This is a genomic window from Xanthobacter dioxanivorans (assembly GCF_016807805.1).
Classification (GTDB): Bacteria; Pseudomonadota; Alphaproteobacteria; order Rhizobiales; family Xanthobacteraceae; genus Xanthobacter; species Xanthobacter dioxanivorans.
In genome coordinates this window covers 1,692,920-1,717,500 of the sequence record NZ_CP063362.1, presented here as the reverse complement: position 1 = coordinate 1,717,500, position 24,581 = coordinate 1,692,920, and the positions used below count along the sequence as shown (strand labels likewise).

23 protein-coding genes (1 of these 23 cut by a window edge) are annotated in these 24,581 nt (G+C 69.3%); 11 read left to right on the top strand and 12 right to left on the bottom strand.

What is annotated here, in order from left to right:
• The 4 genes from EZH22_RS08105 to EZH22_RS08090 all read left to right on the top strand — a co-directional run.
• Window positions 1-1,957, top strand: the 3' portion of a protein-coding gene (locus EZH22_RS08105) for a M23 family metallopeptidase (RefSeq protein ID WP_203195168.1). 56 nt of this gene lie to the left of the window's left edge; only the last 1,957 of its 2,013 coding nucleotides appear in the window; its start codon lies off the left edge, out of view; its stop codon occupies window positions 1,955-1,957.
• 375 nt (window positions 1,958-2,332) lie between these two features.
• The gene (locus EZH22_RS08100; RefSeq protein ID WP_203195167.1) at window positions 2,333-2,599 is read left to right on the top strand and encodes a hypothetical protein; all 267 of its coding nucleotides are present in this window, start codon (window positions 2,333-2,335) and stop codon (window positions 2,597-2,599) included.
• Window positions 2,600-2,684: 85 nt separating this feature from the next.
• Window positions 2,685-3,623 carry a hypothetical protein gene (locus EZH22_RS08095; RefSeq protein WP_203195166.1) on the top strand — a complete coding sequence of 313 codons (939 nt, stop codon included), beginning with the start codon at window positions 2,685-2,687 and terminating at the stop codon, window positions 3,621-3,623.
• 264 nt (window positions 3,624-3,887) lie between these two features.
• Window positions 3,888-6,119, top strand: coding sequence for a hypothetical protein (locus EZH22_RS08090; protein ID WP_203195165.1), 2,232 nt, complete (start codon window positions 3,888-3,890; stop codon window positions 6,117-6,119).
• Between the two features lie 222 nt (window positions 6,120-6,341).
• Here EZH22_RS08090 and clpB read toward each other — a convergent pair whose 3' ends face one another.
• Window positions 6,342-8,981, bottom strand: a complete 2,640-nt coding sequence (gene clpB / locus EZH22_RS08085; protein ID WP_203195164.1) for an ATP-dependent chaperone ClpB — start codon at window positions 8,979-8,981, stop codon at window positions 6,342-6,344.
• A gap of 327 nt (window positions 8,982-9,308) precedes the next feature.
• Between clpB and EZH22_RS08080 the strand changes: the two genes are divergently transcribed.
• The 7 genes from EZH22_RS08080 (at window position 9,309) to EZH22_RS08050 (ending at window position 14,419) form a co-directional block, all read left to right on the top strand.
• Entirely contained in the window at window positions 9,309-10,094 is a 786-nt protein-coding gene (locus EZH22_RS08080) for an MOSC domain-containing protein (RefSeq protein WP_203195163.1), read from the top strand.
• 33 nt (window positions 10,095-10,127) lie between these two features.
• On the top strand, window positions 10,128-10,517 hold the full coding sequence (locus EZH22_RS08075) for a lysozyme inhibitor LprI family protein (protein WP_203195162.1): 390 nt from the start codon (window positions 10,128-10,130) through the stop codon (window positions 10,515-10,517).
• Between the two features lie 57 nt (window positions 10,518-10,574).
• Window positions 10,575-11,315, top strand: a complete 741-nt coding sequence (locus EZH22_RS08070; protein ID WP_203195161.1) for a pyrimidine 5'-nucleotidase — start codon at window positions 10,575-10,577, stop codon at window positions 11,313-11,315.
• Window positions 11,316-11,820: 505 nt separating this feature from the next.
• Window positions 11,821-11,994, top strand: a complete 174-nt coding sequence (locus EZH22_RS08065) for a hypothetical protein (protein WP_203195160.1) — start codon at window positions 11,821-11,823, stop codon at window positions 11,992-11,994.
• Window positions 11,991-12,857, top strand: a complete 867-nt coding sequence (locus EZH22_RS08060; protein ID WP_203195159.1) for a GNAT family N-acetyltransferase — start codon at window positions 11,991-11,993, stop codon at window positions 12,855-12,857. The genes EZH22_RS08065 and EZH22_RS08060 overlap by 4 nt, the downstream gene beginning before the upstream one ends.
• A gap of 75 nt (window positions 12,858-12,932) precedes the next feature.
• The gene (locus EZH22_RS08055) at window positions 12,933-13,640 is read left to right on the top strand and encodes a molecular chaperone DjiA (RefSeq protein ID WP_203195158.1); all 708 of its coding nucleotides are present in this window, start codon (window positions 12,933-12,935) and stop codon (window positions 13,638-13,640) included.
• On the top strand, window positions 13,637-14,419 hold the full coding sequence (locus tag EZH22_RS08050) for an N-acetylmuramoyl-L-alanine amidase (RefSeq protein ID WP_203195157.1): 783 nt from the start codon (window positions 13,637-13,639) through the stop codon (window positions 14,417-14,419). The genes EZH22_RS08055 and EZH22_RS08050 overlap by 4 nt, the downstream gene beginning before the upstream one ends.
• A gap of 40 nt (window positions 14,420-14,459) precedes the next feature.
• Here EZH22_RS08050 and EZH22_RS08045 read toward each other — a convergent pair whose 3' ends face one another.
• The 11 genes from EZH22_RS08045 to EZH22_RS07995 all read right to left on the bottom strand — a co-directional run bounded on the left by EZH22_RS08045 (window position 14,460) and on the right by EZH22_RS07995 (window position 24,548).
• The gene (locus EZH22_RS08045) at window positions 14,460-15,473 is read right to left on the bottom strand and encodes a KpsF/GutQ family sugar-phosphate isomerase (protein ID WP_408647726.1); all 1,014 of its coding nucleotides are present in this window, start codon (window positions 15,471-15,473) and stop codon (window positions 14,460-14,462) included.
• Window positions 15,474-15,528: 55 nt separating this feature from the next.
• Window positions 15,529-16,143 carry an LbetaH domain-containing protein gene (locus EZH22_RS08040; RefSeq protein WP_203195155.1) on the bottom strand — a complete coding sequence of 205 codons (615 nt, stop codon included), beginning with the start codon at window positions 16,141-16,143 and terminating at the stop codon, window positions 15,529-15,531.
• On the bottom strand, window positions 16,140-16,850 hold the full coding sequence (locus tag EZH22_RS08035; RefSeq protein WP_231711371.1) for a DUF1045 domain-containing protein: 711 nt from the start codon (window positions 16,848-16,850) through the stop codon (window positions 16,140-16,142). The genes EZH22_RS08040 and EZH22_RS08035 overlap by 4 nt, the downstream gene beginning before the upstream one ends.
• 25 nt (window positions 16,851-16,875) lie before the next feature.
• The gene (locus EZH22_RS08030) at window positions 16,876-17,517 is read right to left on the bottom strand and encodes an MBL fold metallo-hydrolase (protein ID WP_269902910.1); all 642 of its coding nucleotides are present in this window, start codon (window positions 17,515-17,517) and stop codon (window positions 16,876-16,878) included.
• A 37-nt stretch (window positions 17,518-17,554) separates the two neighbouring features.
• Window positions 17,555-18,385 (bottom strand): alpha/beta hydrolase, encoded by an 831-nt coding sequence (locus EZH22_RS08025; RefSeq protein ID WP_203195153.1) that lies wholly within the window; start codon window positions 18,383-18,385, stop codon window positions 17,555-17,557.
• Window positions 18,386-18,412: 27 nt separating this feature from the next.
• Window positions 18,413-19,756 (bottom strand): DUF3422 family protein, encoded by a 1,344-nt coding sequence (locus EZH22_RS08020; RefSeq protein ID WP_203195152.1) that lies wholly within the window; start codon window positions 19,754-19,756, stop codon window positions 18,413-18,415.
• A gap of 118 nt (window positions 19,757-19,874) precedes the next feature.
• A complete protein-coding gene (locus EZH22_RS08015; RefSeq protein ID WP_203195151.1) occupies window positions 19,875-20,129 on the bottom strand; it encodes a GCG_CRPN prefix-to-repeats domain-containing protein in 255 nt (84 codons plus the stop codon).
• 145 nt (window positions 20,130-20,274) lie between these two features.
• Entirely contained in the window at window positions 20,275-20,574 is a 300-nt protein-coding gene (locus EZH22_RS08010) for a GCG_CRPN prefix-to-repeats domain-containing protein (protein ID WP_203195150.1), read from the bottom strand.
• A 29-nt stretch (window positions 20,575-20,603) separates the two neighbouring features.
• A complete protein-coding gene (locus EZH22_RS08005; RefSeq protein WP_203195149.1) occupies window positions 20,604-21,095 on the bottom strand; it encodes a Spy/CpxP family protein refolding chaperone in 492 nt (163 codons plus the stop codon).
• 178 nt (window positions 21,096-21,273) lie between these two features.
• On the bottom strand, window positions 21,274-23,826 hold the full coding sequence (locus EZH22_RS08000; RefSeq protein WP_203195148.1) for an ABC transporter permease: 2,553 nt from the start codon (window positions 23,824-23,826) through the stop codon (window positions 21,274-21,276).
• Window positions 23,826-24,548, bottom strand: a complete 723-nt coding sequence (locus tag EZH22_RS07995) for an ABC transporter ATP-binding protein (protein WP_203195147.1) — start codon at window positions 24,546-24,548, stop codon at window positions 23,826-23,828. Before EZH22_RS07995 ends, EZH22_RS08000 begins: the two co-directional genes overlap by 1 nt.
• Between the last annotated feature and the right edge of the window lie 33 nt (window positions 24,549-24,581).

Sequence of the window (24,581 nt, the reverse complement as noted above, 5' to 3'; positions counted from 1 at the left end):
CGGCGACGATCCCCCGCTCGGGGTGGACGGAGACGAGGAGGACATCGACCGGCGCCGGGTTTCCGTACGCTGGTTCGCCGCCACGCTTCTCACCGCTTTGTGCGGCACCTTTCTCATGGGCGGCGCGGTCTATGCCGCGCTCGACGGCGAGCACCGCTTCGCCCTGATGCCGGAAAAGGTGCGCAGCGTGATCCGTGGCGCCCTCGCCCTCGGCGAGCGGCCGGTCAACACGGCGCGCAAGGGCGACCGCATGTCCCTGCTCGGCGACGCGCCCTCGGCCCGGCAGACCTTCCGCGTTTCCACCGCCACCAAGGTCGGCGATCGCGAGATCATCAAGGTGCGCCCCTTCACCCGCGTGTCCGCCAACCTCGCCATGAGCACCACCTCGGTGTCGGCGAACATCCCGCGCTTCAATCCGGCGCAGATCGTCAGCGATTCGGTCAACAAGGAAGAGAGCGCCCCCCAGGCCGAGCCCACCGGCGAGGTGACAGTGGTGTCGCGCGATATCGCCGGCCTGCCGCAGAACACCCGCTTCGGCGCCTCCCTGCCCATGGAAAATGTGCTGGTGAAGGTGCGCGAGGTGGCCGAGCTCAGCCGGGTGCAGCCCGGCCAGGGGGTGCCGAGCCCGGCCATCGCCACCGGCCCCCTGGCGCCGTCCGCCCCCTACCTGGCCTACGCCGGCACGCCCGACGCGGTCGGCGTCGGCCTGCCCCGGCCGGTGCTGCCGGGCGCGGCCCACATGCCGGAAAACATCAGCTTCGTGCCGAAGACCTCGGACGAGACCTCCGGCGGCAACGAGTGGTCGGACCAGACCGTGGTGGTGAAGAAGGGCGACACCATCGCCTCCATCCTCGCCGACAACGGCGTCTCCCGCGAGGACGCGCGCGCCGTCGCCGCCGCCTTCGGGCGCGGGCGCGACGGCGCCGTGAAGGATGGCCTGCGGATCCGGATGCTCCTGCAGGAAGAGAACAAGGGGCGGGTGCGGCCCTACAAGGTCTCGCTGTTCAGCGACCTCGGGCACGAGGGAACGGTCGCGCTCTCCGACCGCGACGATTTCGTCTCCGTGCGCGAGCCCTCCGAAACCGAGATCGCCGGCGTTTCCGAGGAGAGCGACGACGACAGCGGGCCCGGCATCCGCCTTTACGAGAGCATCTACGAGACGGCGCTGCGCAACGAGATGCCGCGCTCCGTCATCGCCGACATCATCCGCGTCTATTCGTTCGACGTGGACTTCCAGCGCCGGGTGCGCCCGGGCGATAATTTCGAGGTCCTGTTCTCCGACGATCCGGGCAGCGCCAACGACGTGCTCTACGCCGCCCTCACCGTGAATAAGGAAACCCGGCGCTACTACCGCTTCCAGACCTCGGACGACGGCGTCGTCGACTATTATGACGACGACGGCAAGAGCGCGAAGAAGTTCCTGGTGAGAAAACCGCTCGCCGGCGGCATCATGCGCTCGCCCTTCGGCTACCGCCGCCACCCCATCCTCGGCTATTCCAAGCTGCACACGGGCGTGGACTGGGCCGATTCCATCGGCACGCCGATCTATGCCGCGGGCAATGGCACCGTCATCTACGCCACCTGGAAGTCCGGCTACGGCAAGCACACGGAAATCCAGCACGCCAACGGCTACGTCACCACCTATTCCCACCAGTCGGGCTTCGCGCGCGGCATCCGGGAAGGGATCACCGTGCGCCAGGGCCAGCTCATCGGCTATATCGGCACCACCGGCCTCTCCACCGGGCCCCACCTCCATTACGAGGTGAAGATCAACGGCAACTTCGTCGACCCCATGCGCATCAAGCTGCCGCGCGGACGGGCGCTGGACGGGCGCTTCCTCGCCGAGTTCAGGAAGGAGCGCGAGCGCATCGACGCCCTGCTCAACCACGCGCCGGTGCCGGCCAAGGTGGCCGGCGTCGCCAGCGGCGGCGGGAAGACCAAGGCCGCCAGCAACTGATCCCATCGGCAGGCCGGCCGATCAGCCCGGGGGCCTTGCCGCCCCCCGGGCGCGGGCGCCGCGCCTCCAGGCCTCGGGCGAGGTTGCAGGGGGCGGGGCTGAAGGGGCGAAGAGGCAGGGGCGGGGGCAGGGCGCCACATCGGCTGGCGACAGCGGGTGATTGCCGGCTTGACCTCAGCCGTTCTTTCCCGTCCGCTGCGGCGGGAACAGCGCGCCCTTGCCACCTCCATCCCCGAGCAATCGACCATGCCACGCTTCGCGGGAGCCGGATCTGCCCCTATCGAATCGCCTCGGCAATTCACGATGGGCGATAGATCCGTGTCTTCTCAATTCCATGGAGGGCGACTCCACATGAGCGGATCGCGCTCGGGAGGCTTGGCTCGCACCCTGGCCGCAGGCGCCGTGGTCGCCGCGGCGGCCCTGCCTGCCGGCGCCGCGCCGGTGGACGATTATATGGCCGCCCGCGACAAGGCGGTGGAAAAGGGCAACAAGACCGACGACCCGCGCTGGGACGAGATCAACACCATCGGCGACGAGGGCTCGGCCGCCTTCCGCGCCTGCTTCGCCAGGGAGGCGCAGCCCTTCCTCGCCGCCGCGGTGAAGCGCGCCGAGGCGCTGCTGGCCACCGCCCGCGGCAACTGACCCGGCCGGGGGCGCGCCGCCCCATTCCGGTTTTCCCCGGCCCGGTCCAGACTGCACGCTCACCGCCCCCGCCGCGAGGCCTGCCATGACCTGCATTGACCCCCGCCGCCCGGCACGGATCGCCGGCCTCCTGTTTGCCGCCGGCACCCTTGTCGCCGTGGCGGCGCTGCCGCTGGCGGCCCGCGCGAGCCCGGCGGACGACTACATCGCGGCGCGCGAGACCGCTGTGGCGACGCTGGCGGCGGCCGAAAAGGCGGGGCTGAAGCTGGAGGAGCTGGGGGCGCGCGACGAGGCGGCGCGCAAGGTGCTGGAAACCCGGATGGCCGCGCTCCTCGGCCCGCTCCGGTTCACGGGCCTCGACCAGCCGCCGGTCTTCTCCCCCGGCACGCTCCTCGACGGCGACATGGAATCCGGCGCGCCGGACGGCCTGCTGTTCGCCGACAAGGACTTCACCACCCGGCTGCTGGTTTCCCCCGAGCCGGTGTTCACCCACTGGCTCGCCACCCGCGCCAGGGACGCCAACGCCGACCCCGCCCTCGGCCAGGGGATCAAGGCGGCGGCGGCGAGCGACCTTTTCTACACCCTCGTCATCAGCGCCGACGCCGCCTTCTCCGGCTACATGGCGCTGCCGGTGACCGCCGCCGAGGGCGAGACGGCCTATGCGGCGCTCGGCCTGTTCAGCCAGGACATCGCCGGCAACAGCCCGCCCGACACCATCGTGATCACCCGCGTGGCCGACGGGCGGGTCACCGTGGGCGCCAGTGACGTCAAGCTCGCCATCAAGCCCCTGCCCGCCTGCGACAAGCTATGGAAGGCGACGACGGCGAAGGCCGCGACCCTGCGCAAGGCAGCGCAGAAATCGAAGAAGGACGACGACCCGCGCTTCGACCAGGCCGCCCAGGCCGAGGACGAAGGCGCCGCCGCCTACCGCGCCTGCTTCGCGAAGGAGGCGCAGGGCCAGCCGTTTTTCACCGCAGCCCTGAAGCGCGCCGAGGCGCTGCTGGCGACGGCGCGGGGGAAGTGAGGGGGGTGCGTCTTGCGGCGAGTTCCAGCTCAGGACCGCCGTCGCCGAGGTCGGACGGCGGCTTTCTGACCCTTTGCGGACCTTGGGAAGGTCCTGTTTCAGGCACACCCGAGCACGCCACATCGAAAGGCGCTTCGGCAGAGCGCGGAGAGATTATCGACACCAGACGTGTCGATACGCGTTGAGGCAGATTTGAAGCGACTTGGAACTAGCGTGACGGAGGCAACCTCTTTAGCTTGCAGGAGAGAGGCGGGGTGGGCGCAAATGAAGAAAAGCTGGGCGACTTTCGAAGATAAGGTTCGCGACATAGCGAACCTCATTTGGGGACGTTATCCCACTCCCGAAAATGTAGGTGGGGTGGCTATAGATGCGGTTCTGCATCTAGATCCACAGCTTTCGGTTCTCATTGAGATAACCGAAGAACGCCAGTTAGGAAAGGTGCGCGAAGACGTAACGAAGTTGGTCACGGCTCAGAATGCACTCTACGCTAAACGTGTTATTGCGCGATCCTACTGCGTTATAGATGCAGAGACCGTTACCGAAAGCATGAAAGAGGCAGGTAGAGCGGCGAATATAAAAGTTCTCACTATTTTTGAATTCTCAAAATTGTTTTTTGACTTCAGCAGCTACAAAGTTGGAAGACTAAACGCGCCGTTTGGTAGCGCGATAAACCCCATTACTGGAGAGAAAGACGATACTGAGTATGTCCCGGTGCGTTATCGCGTAGACGGTAGCGGAGCTGATATCGGAACGGCTGAAATTGCCGAGCTCCTAAAAAAGGGACAGCACATCATATTGTTAGGGGAATATGGCAGCGGCAAGAGCCGGTGCATTCGGGAGGCGTTCCGATACATGGCGGACCGTGCGGACGCCGATTTCAACCACCCAATCTCAATCGACCTCAGAGAGATGTGGGGCCTCAAGCGCGGTGTTGAACTGCTCAATAGGCACTTGGCGGACCTAGGTCTCGATAAGCTCAGTGGAAGCGCTGTGCGTGCGTTCAACGCTGGATCTGTGACCCTGCTGCTGGATGGTTTCGATGAACTCGGTTCACAAGCCTGGAACAATGATCCAGCGCGCCTGCGAGCCATCCGCGCTCAAGCATTGCAAGGCGTTAAGGATATAATTCAGCGCTCCCAGAGCGGCGTTCTGATCGCAGGTCGGGAACATTACTTTCCTTCGAATGATGAGATGTTCCAGGCGCTCGGCGTCAGACAGAGTGCCTGCACTATTATTCGCTCTAAGAAAGAGTTTACCGATGAGGAACTTCAGGAGTTCTTCGACCAACGCGGCATTGATGTTGAGATTCCCAGCTGGTTGCCGAGACGACCGCTGATATGCCAGACCATAAACGAGCTTCCCGAGGAGGATCGGGAAAAGATGTTCGATGTTAGCGCCAGCGAGACCGCTTTCTGGGACCACTTCATGCGCGTCTTGTGCGTCCGTGATGCTCGCATCAATGTTGCGTTTGATCCGGATGCAATCTACGGCGTGCTCAAGCGACTTGGCCGGATAACACGCACAAAGCCGTCAAATGTCGGCCCTATAACCTTGTCCGATCTGCAGCGCGCTTTCGAAGACATCGTTGGTCAGGCGCCGGGTGAAGAAGCATCGGTAATGCTTCAACGTCTTCCAAGTCTCGGTCGACTCGGCACCGAAACGGACGATCGGCAGTTTACCGATACTTATATATTGGACGGTCTACGCGCTAAGGATGTTGGTGAGATCGCCCTCACATCTCTCGAGCTATTGAAGGATGTGCTCTCTACCTCATGGACGAACGGGCTCGATAGCCTTGGCCAGATGATCCTTGCAAGTGATGCAAGATGTAGCGATAAAAAATTAATTGATCTTGCACATCAAGCCGCCGTTTCGAATAACAAGACGCTGGCTTCAGATGCAATCGCCACACTTCTTAGCAGAAAAGCAGATCCTTTGGACTTTGGTAAGCTTAATTTGTCCGCTGGACATTTCATATTTATTGATTTTTCTCGTAGAGATATAATGAATCTGACTCTAACAGAGTGTACGTTTGCTAACATAATATTCGACAATAGGCCGACGAAGAATGTAATGATCTCGTCGTCTTTGGCTGAGAAGGTTACAGGAGCAACGTCGGTCAAAGGGCTTCCTCCCTGGGTTTCGTTGACTGCGGATAAATATGAATCTGCTGACAATACTGCTAGTATTCGACGGATAGGGCTCAAGCCTGCCCAACAAATGCTGGCGACCACGATCAGGAAAACCTTCTTTCAAAAAGGTGCTGGTAGAAAGGAGGAAGCTCTGACACGCGGATTCGCGCGACTTGGGGCCCCGGGTTTGGCCACCAAGGTCATAAATATGCTGATAGCCGAAGGTCTCGTTGAAAAGGTGAAGGGGCAGGAAGGTGCCCTCTATATCCCTGTTCGAAAGCACACAGGCCGCATGAAGCAGTTGCTTGCGGAGTTGACAACTAGCAACGATCCTCTTTGGCTCGCAGTGAGCGACCTCAAATAGTGGAGAGGTGGCTCGGCGCGAGATCTATATAAACTTAGTTTTGTTGTGACGCTAAGGCCCCGGAATGTCTGCTAACAGTATGGATGCTGATGTCTGTATTTGACGAAACCAGACGCAGCCTGATCAGCAGGACGCACCAGCCACTGCCCCCAAAACAAAAAAGCCCCCGGCGGGCGCAACCGCCGGGGGCCATTCCTCAAGCCTCAGAGCCAGCTAGCCCCCTCAGGCCGCCTGTTCCACCGGGGCCGCCTCGCTGTGGAAGACCAGCCGGCCATCCGCGAGCCCCACCTGCACCTTGGCGCCATCGGCGATGTCGCCGGCGAGGATCTTCTCGGCCAGCGGGTCCTGCACCAGCTTCTGGATGGTGCGCTTCAGCGGGCGCGCGCCATAGGCCGGGTCGTAGCCCTTGTCGCCGAGGAAGTGCCGCGCCTCGGGGGAAAGCTCGATGGTGATCTTGCGATCCTCCAGGAGCTTGCGCAGCCGGCCGAGCTGGATGTCGACGATGGTGTCCATCTGCTCCCGCTTCAGGCGGTGGAACATGACGATCTCGTCGATGCGGTTGATGAATTCGGGGCGGAAGTGACGCCGCACCGCGCCCATCACCATGTCGTAGGCCTCCTCGTCGGACACCACCTGGTCGCCTTCGTGGCCGGGCACCTTGAAGCCGATGGGATGGCGGGGGTCCGACAGGTACTCGGCGCCGAGGTTGGAGGTCATGACGATGAGCACGTTGCGGAAGTCCACCGTGCGCCCCTGCCCGTCCGTCAGGCGCCCGTCGTCGAGCACCTGCAGCAGCACGTTGAAGACATCCGGATGGGCCTTCTCCACCTCGTCGAACAGCACCACCTGGTAGGGCCGGCGCCGCACGGCTTCCGTGAGGGCGCCGCCCTCGTCATAGCCCACATAGCCGGGAGGCGCGCCGATGAGGCGGCTCACGGAATGCTTCTCCATGTATTCCGACATGTCGATGCGCACCATGGCGGTCTCGTCGTCGAACAGGAACTCGGCCAGCGCCTTGGTCAGCTCGGTCTTGCCCACGCCCGTGGGGCCGAGGAACAAAAACGAGCCGATGGGCCGGTTCGGGTCCTGCAGGCCGGCACGCGCCCGGCGCACGGCGGTGGAGACGGCGGCCACCGCCTCCGACTGGCCCACCACGCGCTTGGCCAGCTCCAGCTCCATGCGCAGCAGCTTCTCGCGCTCGCCTTCCAGCATCTTGTCCACCGGCACGCCGGTCCAGCGGGAGACCACGCCGGCGATGTGGCTCGGCGTCACCGCCTCCTCCACCATGCCGCCGGCCGCGCCCGCCTTCTCCATCTCGGCGAGCTTCTTCTCCAGCTCCGGGATCACCGCATAGGTGAGCTCGCCGGCCTTCTGGTACTCGCCCTGCCGCTGCGCCGAGGCCAGGTCCGCCCGCGCCTGGTCGAGCTTGGCCTTGACCGTGGTGGCCTCGCCCAGCTTCTCCTTCTCCGCCTTCCACTTGGAGGTGAGGGCGGAGGCCTTCTCCTCCAGGTCCGCCAGCTCCTTCTCGGACCGCTTCAGGCGGTCGCGGGAGGCGACGTCGGTCTCCTTCTTCAGCGCCTCCTGCTCGATCTTGCGGCGCATGATCTCGCGGTCGAGGCTGTCCAGCTCCTCGGGCTTGGAATCCACCTGCATGCGCAGGCGCGAGGCCGCCTCGTCCATCAGGTCGATGGCCTTGTCCGGCAGGAACCGGTCGGTGATGTAGCGGTTGGACAGCACCGCCGCCGAGACCAGCGCCGAGTCGGTGATGCGCACGCCGTGGTGCAGCTCGTACTTCTCCTTCAGCCCGCGCAGGATGGAGACGGTATCCTCCACCGTGGGCTCGGAGACGAAGACGGGCTGGAAACGACGGGCCAGCGCCGCGTCCTTCTCCACGTGCTTGCGGTACTCATCCAGCGTGGTGGCGCCGACGCAGTGCAGCTCGCCGCGCGCAAGGGCGGGCTTCAGCAGGTTGGAGGCATCCATGGCGCCGTCGGTCTTGCCGGCGCCCACCAGGGTGTGCATCTCGTCGATGAACAGGATGATGCCGCCTTCCGCGCCCTCCACCTCGGAGAGCACGCTCTTCAGGCGCTCCTCGAACTCGCCGCGATACTTCGCGCCGGCGATGAGGGAGCCCATGTCGAGGGCGAGCAGGCTCTTGCCCTTCAGGCTCTCCGGCACGTCGCCATCGACGATGCGGCGGGCGAGGCCCTCCACGATGGCGGTCTTGCCGACGCCGGGCTCGCCGATGAGCACGGGATTGTTCTTGGTGCGGCGCGCCAGCACCTGGATGGTGCGGCGGATCTCCTCGTCGCGGCCGATGACCGGGTCGAGCTTGCCGTCGCGCACCGCCTGGGTGAGGTCGCGGGCGTATTTCTTCAGGGCGTCGTAGGCGTTCTCGGCGGTGGCGCTGTCGGCGGTGCGGCCCTTGCGCAGGGCCTCGATGGCCGCGTTCAGGGTCTGCGGATTGACGCCGGCCTTGGACAGGATGCGCCCCGCGTCGCTGTCCTTCTCGATGACGAGGGCAAGCAGCATCCGCTCGACGGTGACGTAGCCGTCGCCCGCCTTCTTGGCCGCCTGCTCGGCGGTCTCGAACACGCGCGCGAGCTGCGTGCTCAGATACACCTGGCCGGAGCCGCCCTCGACCTTCGGCAGCTTCTTCAGCGCCGCCTCGACCTCGGCCCGCACCAGCGTGGGATTGCCGCCCGCGCGCTGGATCAGGCCCGAGCACAGGCCTTCGGGGTCGTCCATGAGCACCTTCAGGAGGTGCTCCGGCGTGAACTGCTGGTTGCCCTCCCGAACCGCCAGCGACTGGGCCGACTGGACGAAGCCGCGCGCGCGCTCGGTGTAGATCTCAAAATTCATGTCTTTCCTCCTTCTCGCGCCCGCGACCTTCGATGGAAGCATAGGGGGCACGGTGGGACACGGTCCCGGCATCCCCGGCTACCGCCGCGCAGGCAGAACACACCTGCGCCGTGGCTCATGTGGGTGTGGCCCGCCGGCAACGGAAGGGGTCCGGCGTGGAATTTGCCCGGCATGGGCCCGCCCTCCCTTGATACCGCCGTCACACCGCTCGCGCCGCAGCTTGGCCCACCCCCGGCCGTGCGGCATTGATCGAGATCGGCTTCCCGCCTTGACCGCGCCATCACCGGATGGGAGGCCTGCGCAACCGCCGACGACGAGGAGGCCCCGTTGCCCGCTTCCGCCCCGCTGCCGCCCGCCCGGATCGCCGCCCTCTTCCGCCATCCGGTGAAGGGCCTGTCCCCCGAGCCTTTGGACGCGGTGGACCTCGAGGCCGGCGCCTTCTTCCCCAACGATCGGCTCTATGCGGTGGAGAACGGCCCCAGCGGCTTCGATCCCGCCGCCCCCGCCCACCGGCAGAAGACCGCCTTCCTCATGCTGATGCGGGACGCCCGCCTCGCCGGCCTCGCCTCCCGCTACGACGCGGCGACGGCGACGCTCACCCTTCATCTCGACGGCCACGAGGTGCTGCGGGCCGACCTCTCCGCGCCGGACGGCCGGGCGGAGCTGGAAGGCTTCCTCACCTTCTACATGGGCGAGGAGGCGCGCGGACCGCTCCGGCTGCTCGCCGCGCCGGAGGGCTTCCGCTTCACCGATTCCCTGCGCTCGGGCTTCCTGTCCCTGCTCAACCTCGACAGCGTGCGCGACCTTTCTTCCCGCATGGGCGCCGAGCTCGACCCGCTGCGCTTCCGCATGAACCTGCACCTGGAGGGCTGGCCCGCCGGCGCCGAGCTCGACCTCGCCGGCCGGCGCGTGGAGATCGGCGCGGCGCAGATCGCTATCCTCACCCGCACCGAGCGCTGCGCCGCGGTGAACGTGAACCCCGCCACCGCCGCCCGCGACCTCAACGTGGTCAAAGGGCTGGTGGCGGCCTATGGCCATGCGGATTGCGGTGTCTACGCCAAGGTGCTCCAGTCCGGGCGCGTCCGCGTCGGGGACACGGTCACCCTGGCCTGAAAGCGGTCGCCATTGCGAGCCGAGGAGATCCCCATGACCCGTCCGCGAAACGCCCTTCCCATGGCCGCCGCGCTTTGCGCAGTCGCATTTGGCGCCCTCACATCTGGCGCCCTCGGCCTCGCCGCCGGCCCGGCGCGCGCCGCCAGCTTCGACTGCACCGGCGCCCAGGCCCCCGACGAGGCGGCCGTCTGTGCCAATTGCGATCTCGCCCAGCAGGACGTGAAGCTGGCGACGCTGTACGGCGTCATCACCAAGCTGGTGGGTATGGGCCAGCGCGGCATGATCCAGGACGAGCAGCGGGCCTGGCTGCACCAGCGCGCCGCCTGCAAGGGCGACACCTCGTGCCTCGCCAGGGCCTACGGCACCCGCATCGGGCAGCTCGAAAAGGCCATGGACGACATCTATTCCCGCGGTCCCTTCTGAGGCATCCTGCGGCCCCAGGCGGGCGCCCCCGCCCGCCGCCTTCATTTCTGGCGGTCCATGAGCCTTCCTCCCAGCCTTCCTCCCAGCCTCTCCCCATCCGCCTCCGGGGACACCTTCAGGCGCGTCCACACCTGGGTGTTCGACCTCGACAACACCCTCTACCCCGCCCACCACGACCTCTGGGGCCAGATCGACGCCCGCATGAAGGCGTACATCTCCGACCTGCTCGGCATCGCGCCCGAGGAGGCGTTCCGCATCCAGAAGGACTATTACCGTCGCTACGGCACCTCCCTGCGCGGGCTGATGATCGAGCACAAGGTGGAGCCGGCGGCCTTCCTTGCCCACGTGCATGACGTGGACCTCACCGGCCTCGACGCCGCGCCACGGCTTGCCGCCGCCATCGAAGCGCTGCCGGGCCAGAAGCTCGTCTACACCAACGGCTCCGAGCGCCACGCCCGCAACGTGCTGGGCAAGCTCGGCATGGACGCCCATTTCGCCGCGGTGCACGACATCGTCGCCGCCGAATTCCATCCCAAGCCCACCGAGGAGGCCTACACGCGCTTCCTGTCCGCCCATGGGGTGGACCCGGCGCGCTCCGCCATGTTCGAGGACCTCGCCCGCAACCTCGAGGTGCCGCACCGGCTCGGCATGCTCACGGTGCTGGTGGTACCCCCCGGCCAGACCGTGGCGGCGCGCGAGAGCTGGGAGTTCGAGGGCCGCGAGGATGCCTATGTGGACCATGTGACCGAGGACCTGGCCGGCTTCCTCGAAACGGTGGCCGAGGCCGCCGGCAACTGACGCCCGGCATCCGCCTTGGCTTCCCGGCCGACTGAAGCGCCGCGGAAGCACTCACCGCGCAGCGGGCAATCCCGATACCGGCAGTCACAGGGCCGCGCCTGCGGCGGACTCTTGCGCTGGGCCCCGGCTCGCATTCCGCTGCGCTGCATGCGTCCGGGGCACGCGGGCGGCCGGGGGGCCGAAACACCGGTGCCTGTCCCCGCCCACCCACCACGCCTCACCGCCCGCCTTGGCTTCCCGGCCGACTGGAGCGAAGCGGAAGGAGAGCCGGGATCCAGCGCAAGGACTCCCCGCGCAGCGGGCAATGCCCGGCGGCGCTGGTCATACGGCACGCCTGCGGCGGACTTTTTGCGCTGGATCTCGGCTCGCATTCCGCTGCGCTGCATGCGTCTGGGGCACGCGGGCGGCCGGGGGCCGAAGCGCCTGCCGGCCATGACGGCTTGCCTCTTCGGCACGCGGCTCCGGCGTGCCAAACTCCCGCGCCGGCTTTTCGCATGAGGGAGCCATGGACCAGGTGAGCATCCAGGACCAGGACCGCACCGGAAACCGGACCACGGCGATGGTGGTGCAGGCTCTCGCCCCCAACATCGCCATCGCCCTGCACTCCACCGCCCGCGCGCATCCGGGCTGCCGGGTGCGCGCGGTGGATGCCGCCAACCGCGTGGTGGACATCCGGTGACGGCTCCGCTCATCCGCGCCCTGGCAGCGCGCGAGGCCGACGAGGCCGTGGAATGGGCCGCCCGGGAGGGCTGGAATCCCGGCCGCGCCGATGCCGCCGCCTTCCTCGCCCAGGACCCGCGCGCCTTCCGCGGCCTGTTCGTGGACGGCGCCCTCGCGGTCACCCTTTCCGCCACCGCCTATGACGGCGGCTTCACCTTCATCGGCTTCTACATCTGCCGGCCGGACCTCAGGGGCCGCGGCCTCGGCTACGCCCTGTGGCAGGACACCCTCGGCAGGATCGGCGGCACGCTCGGCCTCGACGGGGTGCTGGCGCAGGAGAAGAACTACGCCCGCTCGGGCTTCGTCCTCGCCCATCGCAACATCCGCTATGGCGGCAAGGCCCCGGCCGGCATGCCGGATCCCCGCGTGGTCGCCATCGCACCGGCGCAGCGCGGCGGCGTGGCGCACGCCGTGGCGCACCTCAACGCCGTGGCGCAGCTGGACCGGACCTGCTTCGGCTTCGCCCGCCCCGCCTTCCTGGGCGCATGGCTCGCCCCGCCCTTCGGCCACGCCATGGCTTTCGTCGCGGACGGGGCCGTGAAGGGTTTCGGCGTCATCCGCGCCTGCCGGGAGGGCCACAAGATCGGCCCGCTCTTCGCCGACGACCCGGCGGTGGCCGACGCCCTGTTCCGCACGCTGGCCGCCACCGTGCCCGGCGCGCCGGTCTTCCTCGACGTGCCGGAGCCGAACGCGGCGGCCCGGAGGCTGGCCAAGGCGGCGGGACTTTCCCCGGTGTTCGAGACCGCGCGCATGTATCGCGGCGCCGCCCCCGATCTGCCCCTCGGCCGCATCTTCGGCATCACCACGTTCGAGCTGGGCTGATGGGGATTTGAGGCCGCCGCCTTGCGCCCGCCGCACCGCTGCTCTAGCTGCGACGCGGCAGGAACGGAGGAAAAGGTGGCTTACGGTCTGATCGGCGGGGCGGGCGTGGGACTGGCGCTGGGCGGCCCCCTGGGCGCGCTCCTCGGCGCCCTGGCGGGACATGCCCTCGACCGGCTGCTGCTCGCGCCCGCGCCGAGGCCCGCCGCCTTTTCGGTGGCGCTCATCGCCCTCTCGGCCAAGATGGCCAAGGCGGATGGCGTGGTGGTGCCGGCGGAGGTGGAAGCCTTCCGCGAGGTGTTCGCCATTCCGGCCGAGGACCTCGACGCGGTGGCGCGCCTGTTCAACCTCGCCAAGCAGGACACCGCCGGCTTCCAGTCCTATGCCCGGCAGGTGGCGGAGATGTTCGCCGAGGACCCGGACACCCGCGAGGACCTGCTCGACGCCCTGTTCCACGTGGCCAAGGCGGACCACGCCCTGCACGAGAAGGAGCTGGCCTTCCTGGAGGAGGTGGGCCGCATCCTCGGCTTCGAGGGCGCCGCCTACGCGCGCATCGAGGCCCGCCACGTGCGCCGGCCGGGCGACCCCTATGCGGTGCTCGACCTCGACCCCGGGGCCACCGATGCCGAGGTGAAGGCCCGCTGGCGGGCGCTGGTTTCCAGCCACCACCCCGACCGGCTGGCCGCCCGCGGCCTGCCCCCGGCCGCGCTGAAGCTCGCCACCGACCGCGTCGCCGCCCTCAACGCCGCCTACGACCGGATCGCCCGCCAGCGGGGCCTGCCATGAGCGCCCCCTTGGCCCTCGTCGCCCCGGACAGCGCCTGCGTCGATGAGCTCATCCCCTCGCCCAATTTCGGCCCGCGCCTGGCCCCGGTCGACATGCTGGTGCTGCATTATACCGGCATGGAAAGCGCGGAGGCCGCCATCGACCTGCTGCGCAAGCCGGAGGCCGAGGTCTCCTGCCACTATGTGGTGCGCGAGGACGCAAGCGTGGTGCAGATGGTGGCCGAGACGGCCCGCGCCTGGCACGCCGGCCTCTCCTCCTGGGAGGGCATCACCGACACCAACTCCCGCTCCATCGGCATCGAGATCGTGAACGGCGGCCATGATTTCGGCCTGCCCGGCTTTCCCGCGGCGCAGATCGAGGCCGTCATCGCCCTCTCGGCCGATATCGTCGCCCGCCATGGCATCCGCGCCGACCGGGTGCTCGCCCACTCGGACGTGGCGCCGGCCCGCAAGCGCGATCCGGGGGAGAACTTTCCCTGGGCCGCGCTGCACCGGGCCGGCATCGGCCACCTGGTACCGCCATCACAGGCGCAGGGCGGGCGTTTCTTCATGCTCGGGGACGCGGGCGAGCCGGTGGCCGCGCTCAAGGCCATGCTCGCCTTGTACGGCTACGGCATCGCGCTGAGCGATATCTATGACGGCGAGACGGCGCAGGTGGTGGCCGCCTTCCAGCGCCATTTCCGTCCCGCCAAGGTGGACGGCGTGGCCGACGCCTCCACCATCCTCACCCTGCGCGACCTCATCGCCACCCGGCCCGGGCCGACGCCGACGCTCGGTTGACATCGGGCGACGCGGGGCTTGTCGGGCCGGTGTCGGCTCCTCAGGCGATGCCGGTCAGCAGCAGGTCGTGGATGTGCAGCACGCCCACCGGCCGGGTGCCGTCCACCACCAGCAGGGCGGTGATCTTGCGGCTGTTGAGGATGTTCAGCGCCTCGGAGGCCAGCTGGTCCGGCCGCACGGTCCTGGGCGCCGGGGTCATGATCTCCTCCACCCTGCGGGCGGTGAGATCATTGGCCATGTGGCGGCGCAGGTCCCCGTCCGTGACGATGCCCACCAGCCCCCCGGCTTCGTCCAGAACCCCAACGCAGCCAAGGCCTTTGGCGCTCATCTCCACCAGCGCCGGCCCCATGAGCGTGCCGGCGGGAACCACCGGCACGCGGTCCCCCTGGCGCATCACGTCGCGCACGAACTTCAGGCTCGCACCCAGCTTGCCGCCGGGATGGAGCTGGCGGAAATCCAGCGCGGTGAAGCCCCGGCTCTGCAGCAGGGCCACCGCCAGCGCATCCCCCAGCGCCAGCTGCATCACCGTGGAGGTGGTGGGGGCCAGGCCATGCGGGCAGGCCTCCTGCGCCACCGGCAGGGTCAGGACCACGCTGGCCGAGGACGCGAGCGCGCTTTCGGCATTGGAGGTGAAGGCGATGAGGGGCACGTCGAAGCGGCGCGAATACTCCACCAGGTCGCGCAGCTCCACCGTCTCGCCGGACCAGGACAGGGCGACGATGACGTCGTCCGTGGTGATCATTCCGAGGTCGCCGTGGCTGGCCTCGGCCGGGTGGACGTAATGGGCCGGGGTGCCGGTGGAGGCCAGCGTCGCGGCGATCTTGCGCGCCACATGCCCGCTCTTGCCCATGCCGGTGACGACGACGCGGCCGTGGGAGTTCTGGATGGTGGCCACCGCCACGTCGAAGGCGGCGCCGAGCGACCCGGCCATGGCCTCGGCCAGGGCCGCGAGGCCGGCCTTCTCCGCATCGAGGGTCGCGAGGGCGGAAACCACCGAGGCGGGATGGATATGGGGGCCGTCGTCGGCCTTGGCCCTGTTCGCCGGAGAGCGCATCATTTTCTCTGGATAGCATCCTTCGCCAGCGAAGGGGAGCGGGGGTGCCGCGCCCTTATCCGCCGTGCTTCTCCAGGAACGCCTCGATGGGCAGCCGCCGGAAGTCCGGCAGCGCGGCCCGCAGCGCCGCGTGGCTCCAGTCCCACCAGGCCAGCCGCTGCAGGCGCAGGGCGACCGCCTCCGGAAAGCGCCACTTCACGAGCCGCGCCGGAACCCCGGCGACGATGGCGTAGGGCGGCACGTCCTTGGACACCACCGCGCCCGCCGCCACCACCGCCCCGGTGCCGACGCTGCGGCCGGCCAGCACCACGGCGCCGTGGCCGATCCACACGTCATGGCCGAGGGTGAGCCTCTGATCCCGCCGCCACTGGAAGAAGTCCGCCTCGTCCTCCTCCCCCGGAAAATAGGCCGAGGCGCGATAGGTGAAGTGCGCCTGCGAGGCCCGCCAGGTCGGATGGTTGCCCGGGTTGAGCCGGGTCATGGCCGCGATGGAACAGAACTTGCCGATGCCCGCATAGGCGATGTCGGCGTCGTTCACCACGTAGGAATAGTCGCCCATCTCCACTTCCAGCAGCTTGGTGCGCGCGCCCACCTCGGTATAGCGGCCGAGGGTGGAGGCCTTCACCTGCGCGGTGGGATCGACGAGGGGGGCTTCGCCGAGCAGCTTCATGGCCGGCCCGAACCCAGCGCGATGCGCTCCACCAGCCGGAAGCGCGTGCCCGGCCGCTCCTGCACGTAGAGGCCGAGCTCGGCGATGGTGACGGGCACCTCCGCCCCGCTCGCGGCGAACGCCTCGGCGAGGGCGTTGAGGGCACGGCCGCGCTCGGCCTCCGGCAGGGGACCGGTGAGGGTCATGTGGAAGCGATACTCCTCGAGCACGTAGGGATAGCCGTAGGTACCAAGATACTCGCACTGACGGGCCGTGAGGCGCTCCGGACGGCGCTTGGCAATCTCCGCCTCGGTGAGGGGAGCCCGAAGCGGATCGAGATCCAGCACGGCGCATCGGGCCACTTCCGCCAGCGTCGGCATGGGCGCCGGCGGCACGAGGGCGATGAAGGGGCCGAGGGCCCGCACCGCCAGCGGCGGCAATTCGAAGGGATGATGCTCGGCGGCGAGCGCGGCCAGCGCCGCGGACAGATCCGGCTCCCCCCGGTCCGTGGCGAGACGGAACGGCGCCTTGAGCGTGCCGTGGAAGCCGTAGCGCCGCGGTTCGGCGGTCACGTCGCGCCAGGTCTCCGCGTCGAACCCGGCCAGGTCGGGGGCGGCGGGCTCGGCCCCGGTCTCGGCATCGTAGCCGAGCACCGACGAACCGAAACGCCACAGGGCGCTCTCGGCGGGCGGGGCGAGATAGACGGCGTAGCGCCGGCTGGCGGTCACGGCTTCAGGCCTCCTTGGCGCGGGGTCAGCGGGTGAGGAATGGATTGTTCGCTTTCTCGTCGCCGATGCTGGTGACGGGACCATGACCGGGCAGGCACACCACGTTGTCGCCGAGCGGCAGCAGCTTCCCGACGATGCCCGAGATGAGCAGGTCGGAGTCACCATAGGGGAAGTCGGTACGCCCCACCGACCCCCGGAACAGGGTATCGCCGACGATGGCGACGCCGACGGGACGATGGACGAAGACGAGGTGGCCGGGCGTGTGGCCGGGGACGTGCAGCACGTCGAGCGAAAGCTCGCCCACGCTCACGCGCTCGCCCTCGGCAAGGTAGCGGTCCGGCGTCACCGCGCGGGCCCCCTCGATGCCGTACTTCGCCGCCATGGCGGGAATGTCGTCCATGATGAACTGGTCGGCCGCGCCGGGACCCTCGACCTGCACGCCCAGGCTTTCGGCGAGCTCGGCGGCGCCGGCCGCGTGGTCCACGTGGCCGTGGGTGAGGAGGATCTTCTCCACCGTGATGCCGGTCTCGGCGAGGGCGGCGCGGATCTTGTCGAGGTCGCCGCCGGGATCGATCACCGCACCCTTCATGGTCTTCGTGCACCACAGGATGGAGCAGTTCTGCGCGAAGGGGGTGACCGGGACGATGGCGATCTGGATGGGCTGCATGACGGCTCCGGGAAAGGGGCGGCTCCGGGACAAAGGTTCACTCGGCGGCGGCGCGCGCCATCTCCGCGAGGCGGCGCACCATGTGGGACGAGGGGTCGGCAAGGCCGTCCACCACCGTGAAGTGGTTGGCGCCGGGCACCTCGTGATGCGCGGTGAGCGTGCCCTGGGCGCGCCAGGTGACGGCGAGGTCGCGCGACTGGCGCAGGAATTCGGCGCTTTCCGCCCCGCCCACGAAGGCCTCGAACGTGCGCCCGGCCGGCACCGTCCAGAGCGCGGGCGACAGCCGGCGCGCCTCCTCCGGGTCGAGCCGCAGCGCCTTGTTGATCTGCGTCGCGATCAGGGGCTCGAGCTCGTAGACACCGGAAAGGCCGATGCCCGCCGGGATGAGGTCGTCCGGGGTGTCCACGTCGATCTCGCGCCAGGCGGTGGCGGTGAGCGCCGCGGCGAGGTGGCCGCCGGCCGAATGGCCGCTGACGGCTATGCGACGCCCCACCAGGCGGTAGAGGGTGATGGCCGCGGCGCGGGTCTGCGCCAGGATGGTGGCCACCGGCACGTGCGGGGCGAGATCGTAGCCCGCCAGCGCCAGCGCCACCCCGTGGGCGAGGCAGCCGGCGGCGGCGAAGGAGAAATCGCGCGGGTGCAGGGACTGCCAGTAGCCGCCATGGATGAAGAGGGCCACCGGCGCCTGCCGGTCCGGCGACGGCCAGAAGATGTCCAGCACCTGGCGCGGCCCTGGCCCGTAGGGCACGCCGAGGTCGGCGGCCACCGCCGCGCCCCTGAAGGCCGCCGAGGCGTGGGCCCAGCGCTCGAAGATCGCGGGGTGCTCCGGCACGCGGGCGCGGTTGTTGTATTCGACCTCGTAGTCCATGCGCTCTCCCCCGACCCTGCGTGCCGCTCAGTCCGAATCGCCGTGGGCGCTGCGGATGCGCCGCACCACCGACCACACGCCGAGAATGGCGAGGGGAACGGAAATGGCGGTCACCAGTCCCACGTCGAGATGCACGCCGAGCGTCGCCGCATCCACCCCGCTCTCATGCAGGCCCTGGGCGAGGTGGTGTATGAGGCTCACCACATAATAGGAAATGGCCGCCACAGACAGGCCCTCCACCGTGCGCTGGAGGCGCAGCTGCAGGCGGGTGCGCTCGTTCATGGAGGTGAGCAGGTCGCGGTTCTGCTGCTCCAGTTCCACGTCCACGCGGGTGCGCAGCAGGTCGGCGGCGTTGGCCAGCTTCTGGGCGATCTTCTCCTGCCGCTCCTCCAGCGCGAAGCAGGTGCGCATGGCGGGCGCCATGCGGCGATCGAGGAATTGCTGCCAGGTGGGAAAGCCCGGCACCGGCATCTCGCGGATGGTGGCGAGGCGCAGCCGCACGATCTCCATGTAGGCACGGCTCGCGCCGAAGCGGAACAGGGAGGCGGTGGCCCCCGCCTCCAGCTCGGCGGCGAGCGCCACCAGCTCGTCGAGCAGCCGATTGTTGTCGGAAAGCCCCTTGGTGGAGGTCATCTCGGTGGCGGCGCCGGCGAGGCGCTGCTCGATGCGCGCCACCGCAGGGGCGAGGCGCTGCGCCTCGGGCAGGCCGAGCAGGGACAAGGTGCGGTAGGTCTCGATCTCCAGCAGGCGCTGCACCAGCGCGCCGGCGGCATCGGGGCCGAGGCCGCGGTCGCGCACCAGGATGCGCACGAAACCGGAAGGATCCGCCTTGAAGTCGGTGGCGATCTCGGCGAAGCCGTCGTTCACGTCGGCACGGGCAAGGCTCGCCCGGTCGAACACCTGCTCCAGGAAGAAGTCCTCGGCGGTGTCCGGCACGAGGTGAAGGTCCACCGCCACGAGCAGCGGGCCGGGCTGCGGCACCTCGCCGAACGGGCTGGCCAGCACCACGGCCGGCGGCTGGAACGGCAGTCCGCCGGGCGCGATCGCGGTGGCCGGCAGATCCCACGTATAGGTGCAGAATTCGGCGTGGCTCTCCCAGCGCAGCTCGGCGCCGCCGAAGGAGACGTGATGGTACTTCGCCCCCGGCGCCGGCGCGGGCAGCCCGCGCGCGGTGCACAAGGCGGCCACCGCCGCGCGGTCGGCCTGCGCGCCTCCGACATCCAGCAGAAAGGCCGCATGCAGCATGCGCCGCGGCGGCTGCGCCGGCGCGAAGGGACGGGCGTGCAGCTCGCGCAGCACGGTGGCACGCAGCGCGTGCGCGGTGAGCGCGCGCCCTTCGCCGATGACGAGATCCGCCTCCCCCTTGCCCATCACGCTCGCTCCCTCTTCGGCTTTTTTCCGTGCTGGCACGGCGAGGAGGCGCGATCAAGCCGCCCATCACGGCGCCATGGTCGCACCGGGCGGCGGGAGGAAAGCCGGGAAGCGTCCGTCAGCGGCAGACGCGGATCGGGCCCCATGGGCCGGGGCGCCACCAGCAATAGCGCGGACCCCAGCCGCCATAACGGTAGTAATTGGGGCGGCAACCGCCCCACGGGCCGCGATGGAAGCCCCAGCCGCAACCCTGGGCCACCTTTTCCACCGCCGCGACGTCGGCAGGCACCTGCGGCGCCGGGACGGCGAGCGCGGCGCCGGTGCCGAGGCCGACGAAGCCGAGCGTGGCGGCGAGCATGATCATCTTGCGCATGGTCAGTCTCCCGAACGGGTCGGGTCACCTCCCGACCTGCTCTTGCCAAAAGACGCGGGGATCCGGCGCGCCAGACCGCCGCGCCGGAAAGGGGTGCCCCGGCCGGTGCCGGCAGCGCCCAGAGCAGAAAGCCGGGATGGGCGGCTCAGTTGCAGACCCGCACCGCCCCGTACGGCCCATTGCGCCACCAGCAATGGCGCGGGGCGACGACCACGGGACCCGGCACCACGACGCGCGGCGCCACGACCACGGGACCCGGAGCCACGACAACCGCGCCGTTGGGGCGGCAGCCGCCCCAAGGCCCGCGATGGTAGCCCCAGCCGCAGCCCTGGGCCACCGTCTGCACCGTCGCCACGTCCGGCTGCGCCGGCAGCGGGAGGGCGTTTGCGCCGGAGCCGAGGGCGAAAAACCCGAGGCCGGCGGCGAGAAGCATCGTCTTGCGCATGGAATGCCTCGCGATCTGGAGGGACGCTCTCACTCTTCTTCTTCGAAGATCCACAGCTCAGTGGACGACGGCGTCTCGCCGTGGTCATGCACGCCGAGGAAGGTGGGGATGCGGTTGCGCTGGGCCGGAGTCAGCGAGGCGACGAAGGGCTTCGCCGCGTCCACGAAGGTACGCAGCGCCTTGCCGCGAGCTTCCTCGGCATCGGCCACCTGGCCGAGCACGTCGAGCACCGTGGCCGGGGGCGGCGCCGAGGCGCGCTTGTCGCGGCGGGCGACGGCGCCCTTCACCGCGTCACGGATGGCGGCCTCCACCGGCGGCCAGAGCTTTTCCTGCTCGGGCGAAAGGCGCAGCACCGTCTTGAGCGCGGCGATGCGCGCGTCGAGAACGGCGGCCGCATCCTCTTCGGTGTAGGGCGCAGGCTGCGGCGCGCCGGCGGGCGGCGCCGGCTGGGCGACCGCCACACCACAGGCGAGGCTCACGCTCATGACGGAGGCGAGGGCGAGAAGGCGGAGTGAGCGCATGGTCGAAGAACTCCCCATGGCGGCCCGCGCGGAGCAGGCCGATTTCTGTCGGGAAACGCGCCGGGGACGGCGCGACTTCGGGGCGCCTCGTCTCCCTGCGAAGCGGGGAGAATCAAGGCGCCCATTGGTACCATTCGCGACGGCCGAATAGAAAAAAATGTTGCTGAGCCGACTGTGTTTAAAGGTGTCTCAGTATGCGGGCGGGCGGCGTGCCGAGCGCCCGCAACGTACCGAGAAGCCCGAAGCCGATGGTCACCACGAGCGCGCCGGCAACGGCGCCGGCGGCTGCGACGGAGGAGAAGGTGAAGGGGATTTCCATCACCAGCGTCACCACCCCATAGGCGGCGAGGCTGCCGGCCACGACCGAGAACAGGGCGGTGGCAAGGCCCAGCGCCCCGTACTCCAGCACATAGGCGAAGGCGATCCGGCCGCGTGTCGCCCCCAGCATCTTCAGGATCACCGCATCATAGATGCGCCCCTCCCGCCCCGCGGCGAGGGCGCCGGCCAGCACCAGCACCGATGTGACGAGAGTGACGAGGCTCGCCGCGCGGATGCCGAGGGAGAGGTTGTCGAGCATGCGCCGCGCCTCTTCCAGGGTCTCCTTCACCCGCACCGTGGTGATGCCGGGAAAGCGCGCCGCCGCCGCCTTCAGCAGCGCCACCTCCCGCGCCGTGTCGCCGCCGTCCGGAAAGGTCAGGGTGGAGAGCACGGTGTAGGGCGCCCCGGCGAAGGCGGCGGGGGTGAACACCATCACGAAATTGATTCCCAGCCGCTCCCACTTCACCTCCCGCAGGTTGGCGATGCGGGCGGTGAGGGAGCGGCCGAGCACGCTGACCGTCACCGTGTCGCCGAGCTTCAGGCCGAGCCCGGCGGCGAGCTCCGCGTCGAAGGAGACGAGGGGCTCGCGCGCATCCGGCGCCCACCACGCCCCCTGCACCAGCCGGGAGCCTTCCGGCACCTCGGCGGCGCTGGAGATGCCACGGTCGCTCTGCAGCACCCAGGCGGCATCCGCGCGCGGCTTCACCTCCTCCGCCGGCACGCCGTTGAGGGCGGTGATGCGCCCGCGCAGCATGGGCACGGACTTGACCACCGCGCCGGGTGCCGCCTCGGCGAGGAAGGCGCGGAAGGCGTCCTCCTCCGCGCTCGGGACGTCAACGAAGAAGAAGCTCGGCGCCGTCTCCCGCATGGGGCCGGTGAGCTCGCGGCTGAGGCTCGCATCGATGAGGGCGATGCCCACCATCAGCGACAGGCCGAGGCCCAGCGACAGCACCACCGAGGCGGTCAGCGCGCCTGGCCGGTAGAGATTGCCGAGGGCGAGGCGCGCCATGGCATCGCGCGGGCGGGGCGCGCGGCGGGCCAGGGCCATGAGGCCGAGGCCGACCCCGCGCAGCAGAACGAACACCGCCGCCGCCGCCACGATGAAGATGGCGGCCGCGCGCTTGTCGTCGGAGGTGGCCAGCGCCAGGCCGGCGAGCACCAGGCCGAACCCGCCCGCGAGGACGAGCGCGGCCGGGCGCAGGCGCGCCCCGCTGACCGCGATGGCTTCGCGGAACAGGTCCGACACCCGCGTCTCCTGGGCCCGGGCGAGGGGCAGGACGGCGAACAGAGCCGCCACCAGGAGCCCGTACACCGCCGCCGCCGCGAGCGCCGGCACGTCCAGGGTCGGATCGAGCGGATAGGGCACCAGCGCGCCGATGGCCGCCGCCGCGGCGAACGGGAGCATCGCCCCGAGCGCCAGGCCGATGCCGATGCCCACCAGCGCGATGAGGCCGATCTGCGTGCCGTAGATCAGGAAGATGTCGCGCCGCGTGGCGCCGAGGGCCTTCAGGGTGGCGATCACCTCGCGCTTGGCGGAAAGGTGCCCGGTGACCGCATTGGCGACGCCCACCCCGCCCACCAGCAGGGCGGTGAGCGCCACCAGGGTCAGGAACTGGCTGATCCGTGTCACGTTTCGCGCCAGCTGCGGGGTCGCGCCGTCGCGGGTGCGCATCTCGAACCCGGCCGTGCCGAGGACCGGGCGGGCCTTGTCCATGAAGGCGACCAGCGCCGCCGGGGACGGATCGGCGAGCCGCACCCGGTAGCTCCAGCGCACCAGGCTGCCGGGCTGGATGAGCCCGGTGGCGGCGAGCGCCGCCTGCGGAACGAGGAGCCGGGCGCCGAGGCCGACGCCGGTGGCGAGCTTGTCGGGCTCGCTGGCGAGCGTCGCGCGGATCTCCAGCGCCGCATCGCCCAACAGCAGCCGGTCACCCACCTTGAGACCGAGGCGGCCGAGCAGCACCGGATCCGCCGCCGCGCCGAACACGCCGTTCGCTTCGGACAGCACGGCGGGAAGGGGCTGCGGCGGGTCGAGGCCCATGGCGCCGACGAGGGGATAGGCCCCGTCCACCGCCTTCACCTCGGCGAGGGCGGCTTCCCCCGCTTCGGTCCTTGCCATGGCGCGCAGCAGAGCGACGGTGCCAACGGTACCGCCTGCGTCCAGAAGGGCGCGTTCCTCGGCCGTGGCCTGCCGCTGCACCACGGTGAAGGCGGCATCGCCGCCGAGGATGGCGCGGCCCTCCCGCTCCAGCCCACGGCTGAGCGCACCGGCAAAGGACCCGATGCCGGCGATGGCCATGACGCCGAGCACCAGGCAGCCGAGGAAGATGCCAAAGCCGCGCCGTGCGCCGCGCAATTCGCGCAAGGCGAAGCGCAGACCCAGAGGGAGGCGCGGCGTAGCCGGAGCTTGCGCCATCACAGCGCCTCCGCGTCCAACGTCGCGGCGGCGGCATCGGCTTCGACGACGCCCGAGCGCAGCCGCAGCACCCGCCGGCAGCGCCGGGCGAGGGTCGCGTCATGGGTGACGAGGACGAGGGTGGTGCCCCGCGCCCGGTGGGCGGCGAAGATGAGGTCCATGATCTGCCGGCCGGTGGCCTCGTCGAGATTGCCGGTGGGCTCGTCGGCGACCAGGATGGGCGGTTCGGGCGCCAACGCCCGTGCCACCGCCACCCGCTGCTGCTCGCCGCCGGAGAGCTGCGCCGGATAGTGCTGCGCACGCCCGGCAAGCCCCACCGCCTCCAGCTCTCGCGCGGCGCGGGCGAAGGCGTCCGGGTGGCCGGCAAGCTCCAGGGGCACGGCCACGTTCTCGAGCGCGGTCATGGTGGGGATGAGGTGGAAGGACTGGAATACGATGCCGATGTGCCGGCCGCGAAACCGCGACAGCCCATCCTCGGAAATGCCGGTGAGGTCCGTTCCGGCCACCACCACGCGCCCCTTGTCCACGCGCTCCAGTCCCGCCATCACCATCAGCAGGGTGGACTTGCCGGAACCCGAGGGGCCGACGAGGCCCACCGTGTCGCCCGCCCCGATCTCGACAGAGATGTCCTTCAGGACATGGACCCGGGCGGCGCCCGTGCCGAGGGACAGATCCACGTGCGAGAGTTCGATGGTGCGAAGCGGAGAGGAAATATCATCCATGCCTGAAAGTGCCGTGTGCAAGGGAATGGGAAA

What these genes read in the sequence shown, in the direction of transcription:
- clpB (WP_203195164.1), bottom strand. Translation starts at nt 8,981, where the DNA reads ATGAATTTTGAGATCTACACCGAGCGCGCGCGCGGCTTCGTCCAGTCG.
- EZH22_RS08095 (WP_203195166.1), top strand. Translation starts at nt 2,685, where the DNA reads ATGACCTGCATTGACCCCCGCCGCCCGGCACGGATCGCCGGCCTCCTG.
- EZH22_RS08005 (WP_203195149.1), bottom strand. Translation starts at nt 21,095, where the DNA reads ATGCGCTCACTCCGCCTTCTCGCCCTCGCCTCCGTCATGAGCGTGAGC.
- EZH22_RS08030 (WP_269902910.1), bottom strand. Translation starts at nt 17,517, where the DNA reads ATGCAGCCCATCCAGATCGCCATCGTCCCGGTCACCCCCTTCGCGCAG.
- EZH22_RS08040 (WP_203195155.1), bottom strand. Translation starts at nt 16,143, where the DNA reads ATGAAGCTGCTCGGCGAAGCCCCCCTCGTCGATCCCACCGCGCAGGTG.
- EZH22_RS08010 (WP_203195150.1), bottom strand. Translation starts at nt 20,574, where the DNA reads ATGCGCAAGACGATGCTTCTCGCCGCCGGCCTCGGGTTTTTCGCCCTC.
- EZH22_RS08075 (WP_203195162.1), top strand. Translation starts at nt 10,128, where the DNA reads ATGACCCGTCCGCGAAACGCCCTTCCCATGGCCGCCGCGCTTTGCGCA.
- EZH22_RS08000 (WP_203195148.1), bottom strand. Translation starts at nt 23,826, where the DNA reads ATGGCGCAAGCTCCGGCTACGCCGCGCCTCCCTCTGGGTCTGCGCTTC.
- EZH22_RS08020 (WP_203195152.1), bottom strand. Translation starts at nt 19,756, where the DNA reads ATGGGCAAGGGGGAGGCGGATCTCGTCATCGGCGAAGGGCGCGCGCTC.
- EZH22_RS08070 (WP_203195161.1), top strand. Translation starts at nt 10,575, where the DNA reads ATGAGCCTTCCTCCCAGCCTTCCTCCCAGCCTCTCCCCATCCGCCTCC.
- EZH22_RS08045 (WP_408647726.1), bottom strand. Translation starts at nt 15,473, where the DNA reads ATGCGCTCTCCGGCGAACAGGGCCAAGGCCGACGACGGCCCCCATATC.
- EZH22_RS07995 (WP_203195147.1), bottom strand. Translation starts at nt 24,548, where the DNA reads ATGGATGATATTTCCTCTCCGCTTCGCACCATCGAACTCTCGCACGTG.
- EZH22_RS08065 (WP_203195160.1), top strand. Translation starts at nt 11,821, where the DNA reads ATGGACCAGGTGAGCATCCAGGACCAGGACCGCACCGGAAACCGGACC.
- EZH22_RS08025 (WP_203195153.1), bottom strand. Translation starts at nt 18,385, where the DNA reads ATGGACTACGAGGTCGAATACAACAACCGCGCCCGCGTGCCGGAGCAC.
- EZH22_RS08050 (WP_203195157.1), top strand. Translation starts at nt 13,637, where the DNA reads ATGAGCGCCCCCTTGGCCCTCGTCGCCCCGGACAGCGCCTGCGTCGAT.
- EZH22_RS08015 (WP_203195151.1), bottom strand. Translation starts at nt 20,129, where the DNA reads ATGCGCAAGATGATCATGCTCGCCGCCACGCTCGGCTTCGTCGGCCTC.
- EZH22_RS08090 (WP_203195165.1), top strand. Translation starts at nt 3,888, where the DNA reads ATGAAGAAAAGCTGGGCGACTTTCGAAGATAAGGTTCGCGACATAGCG.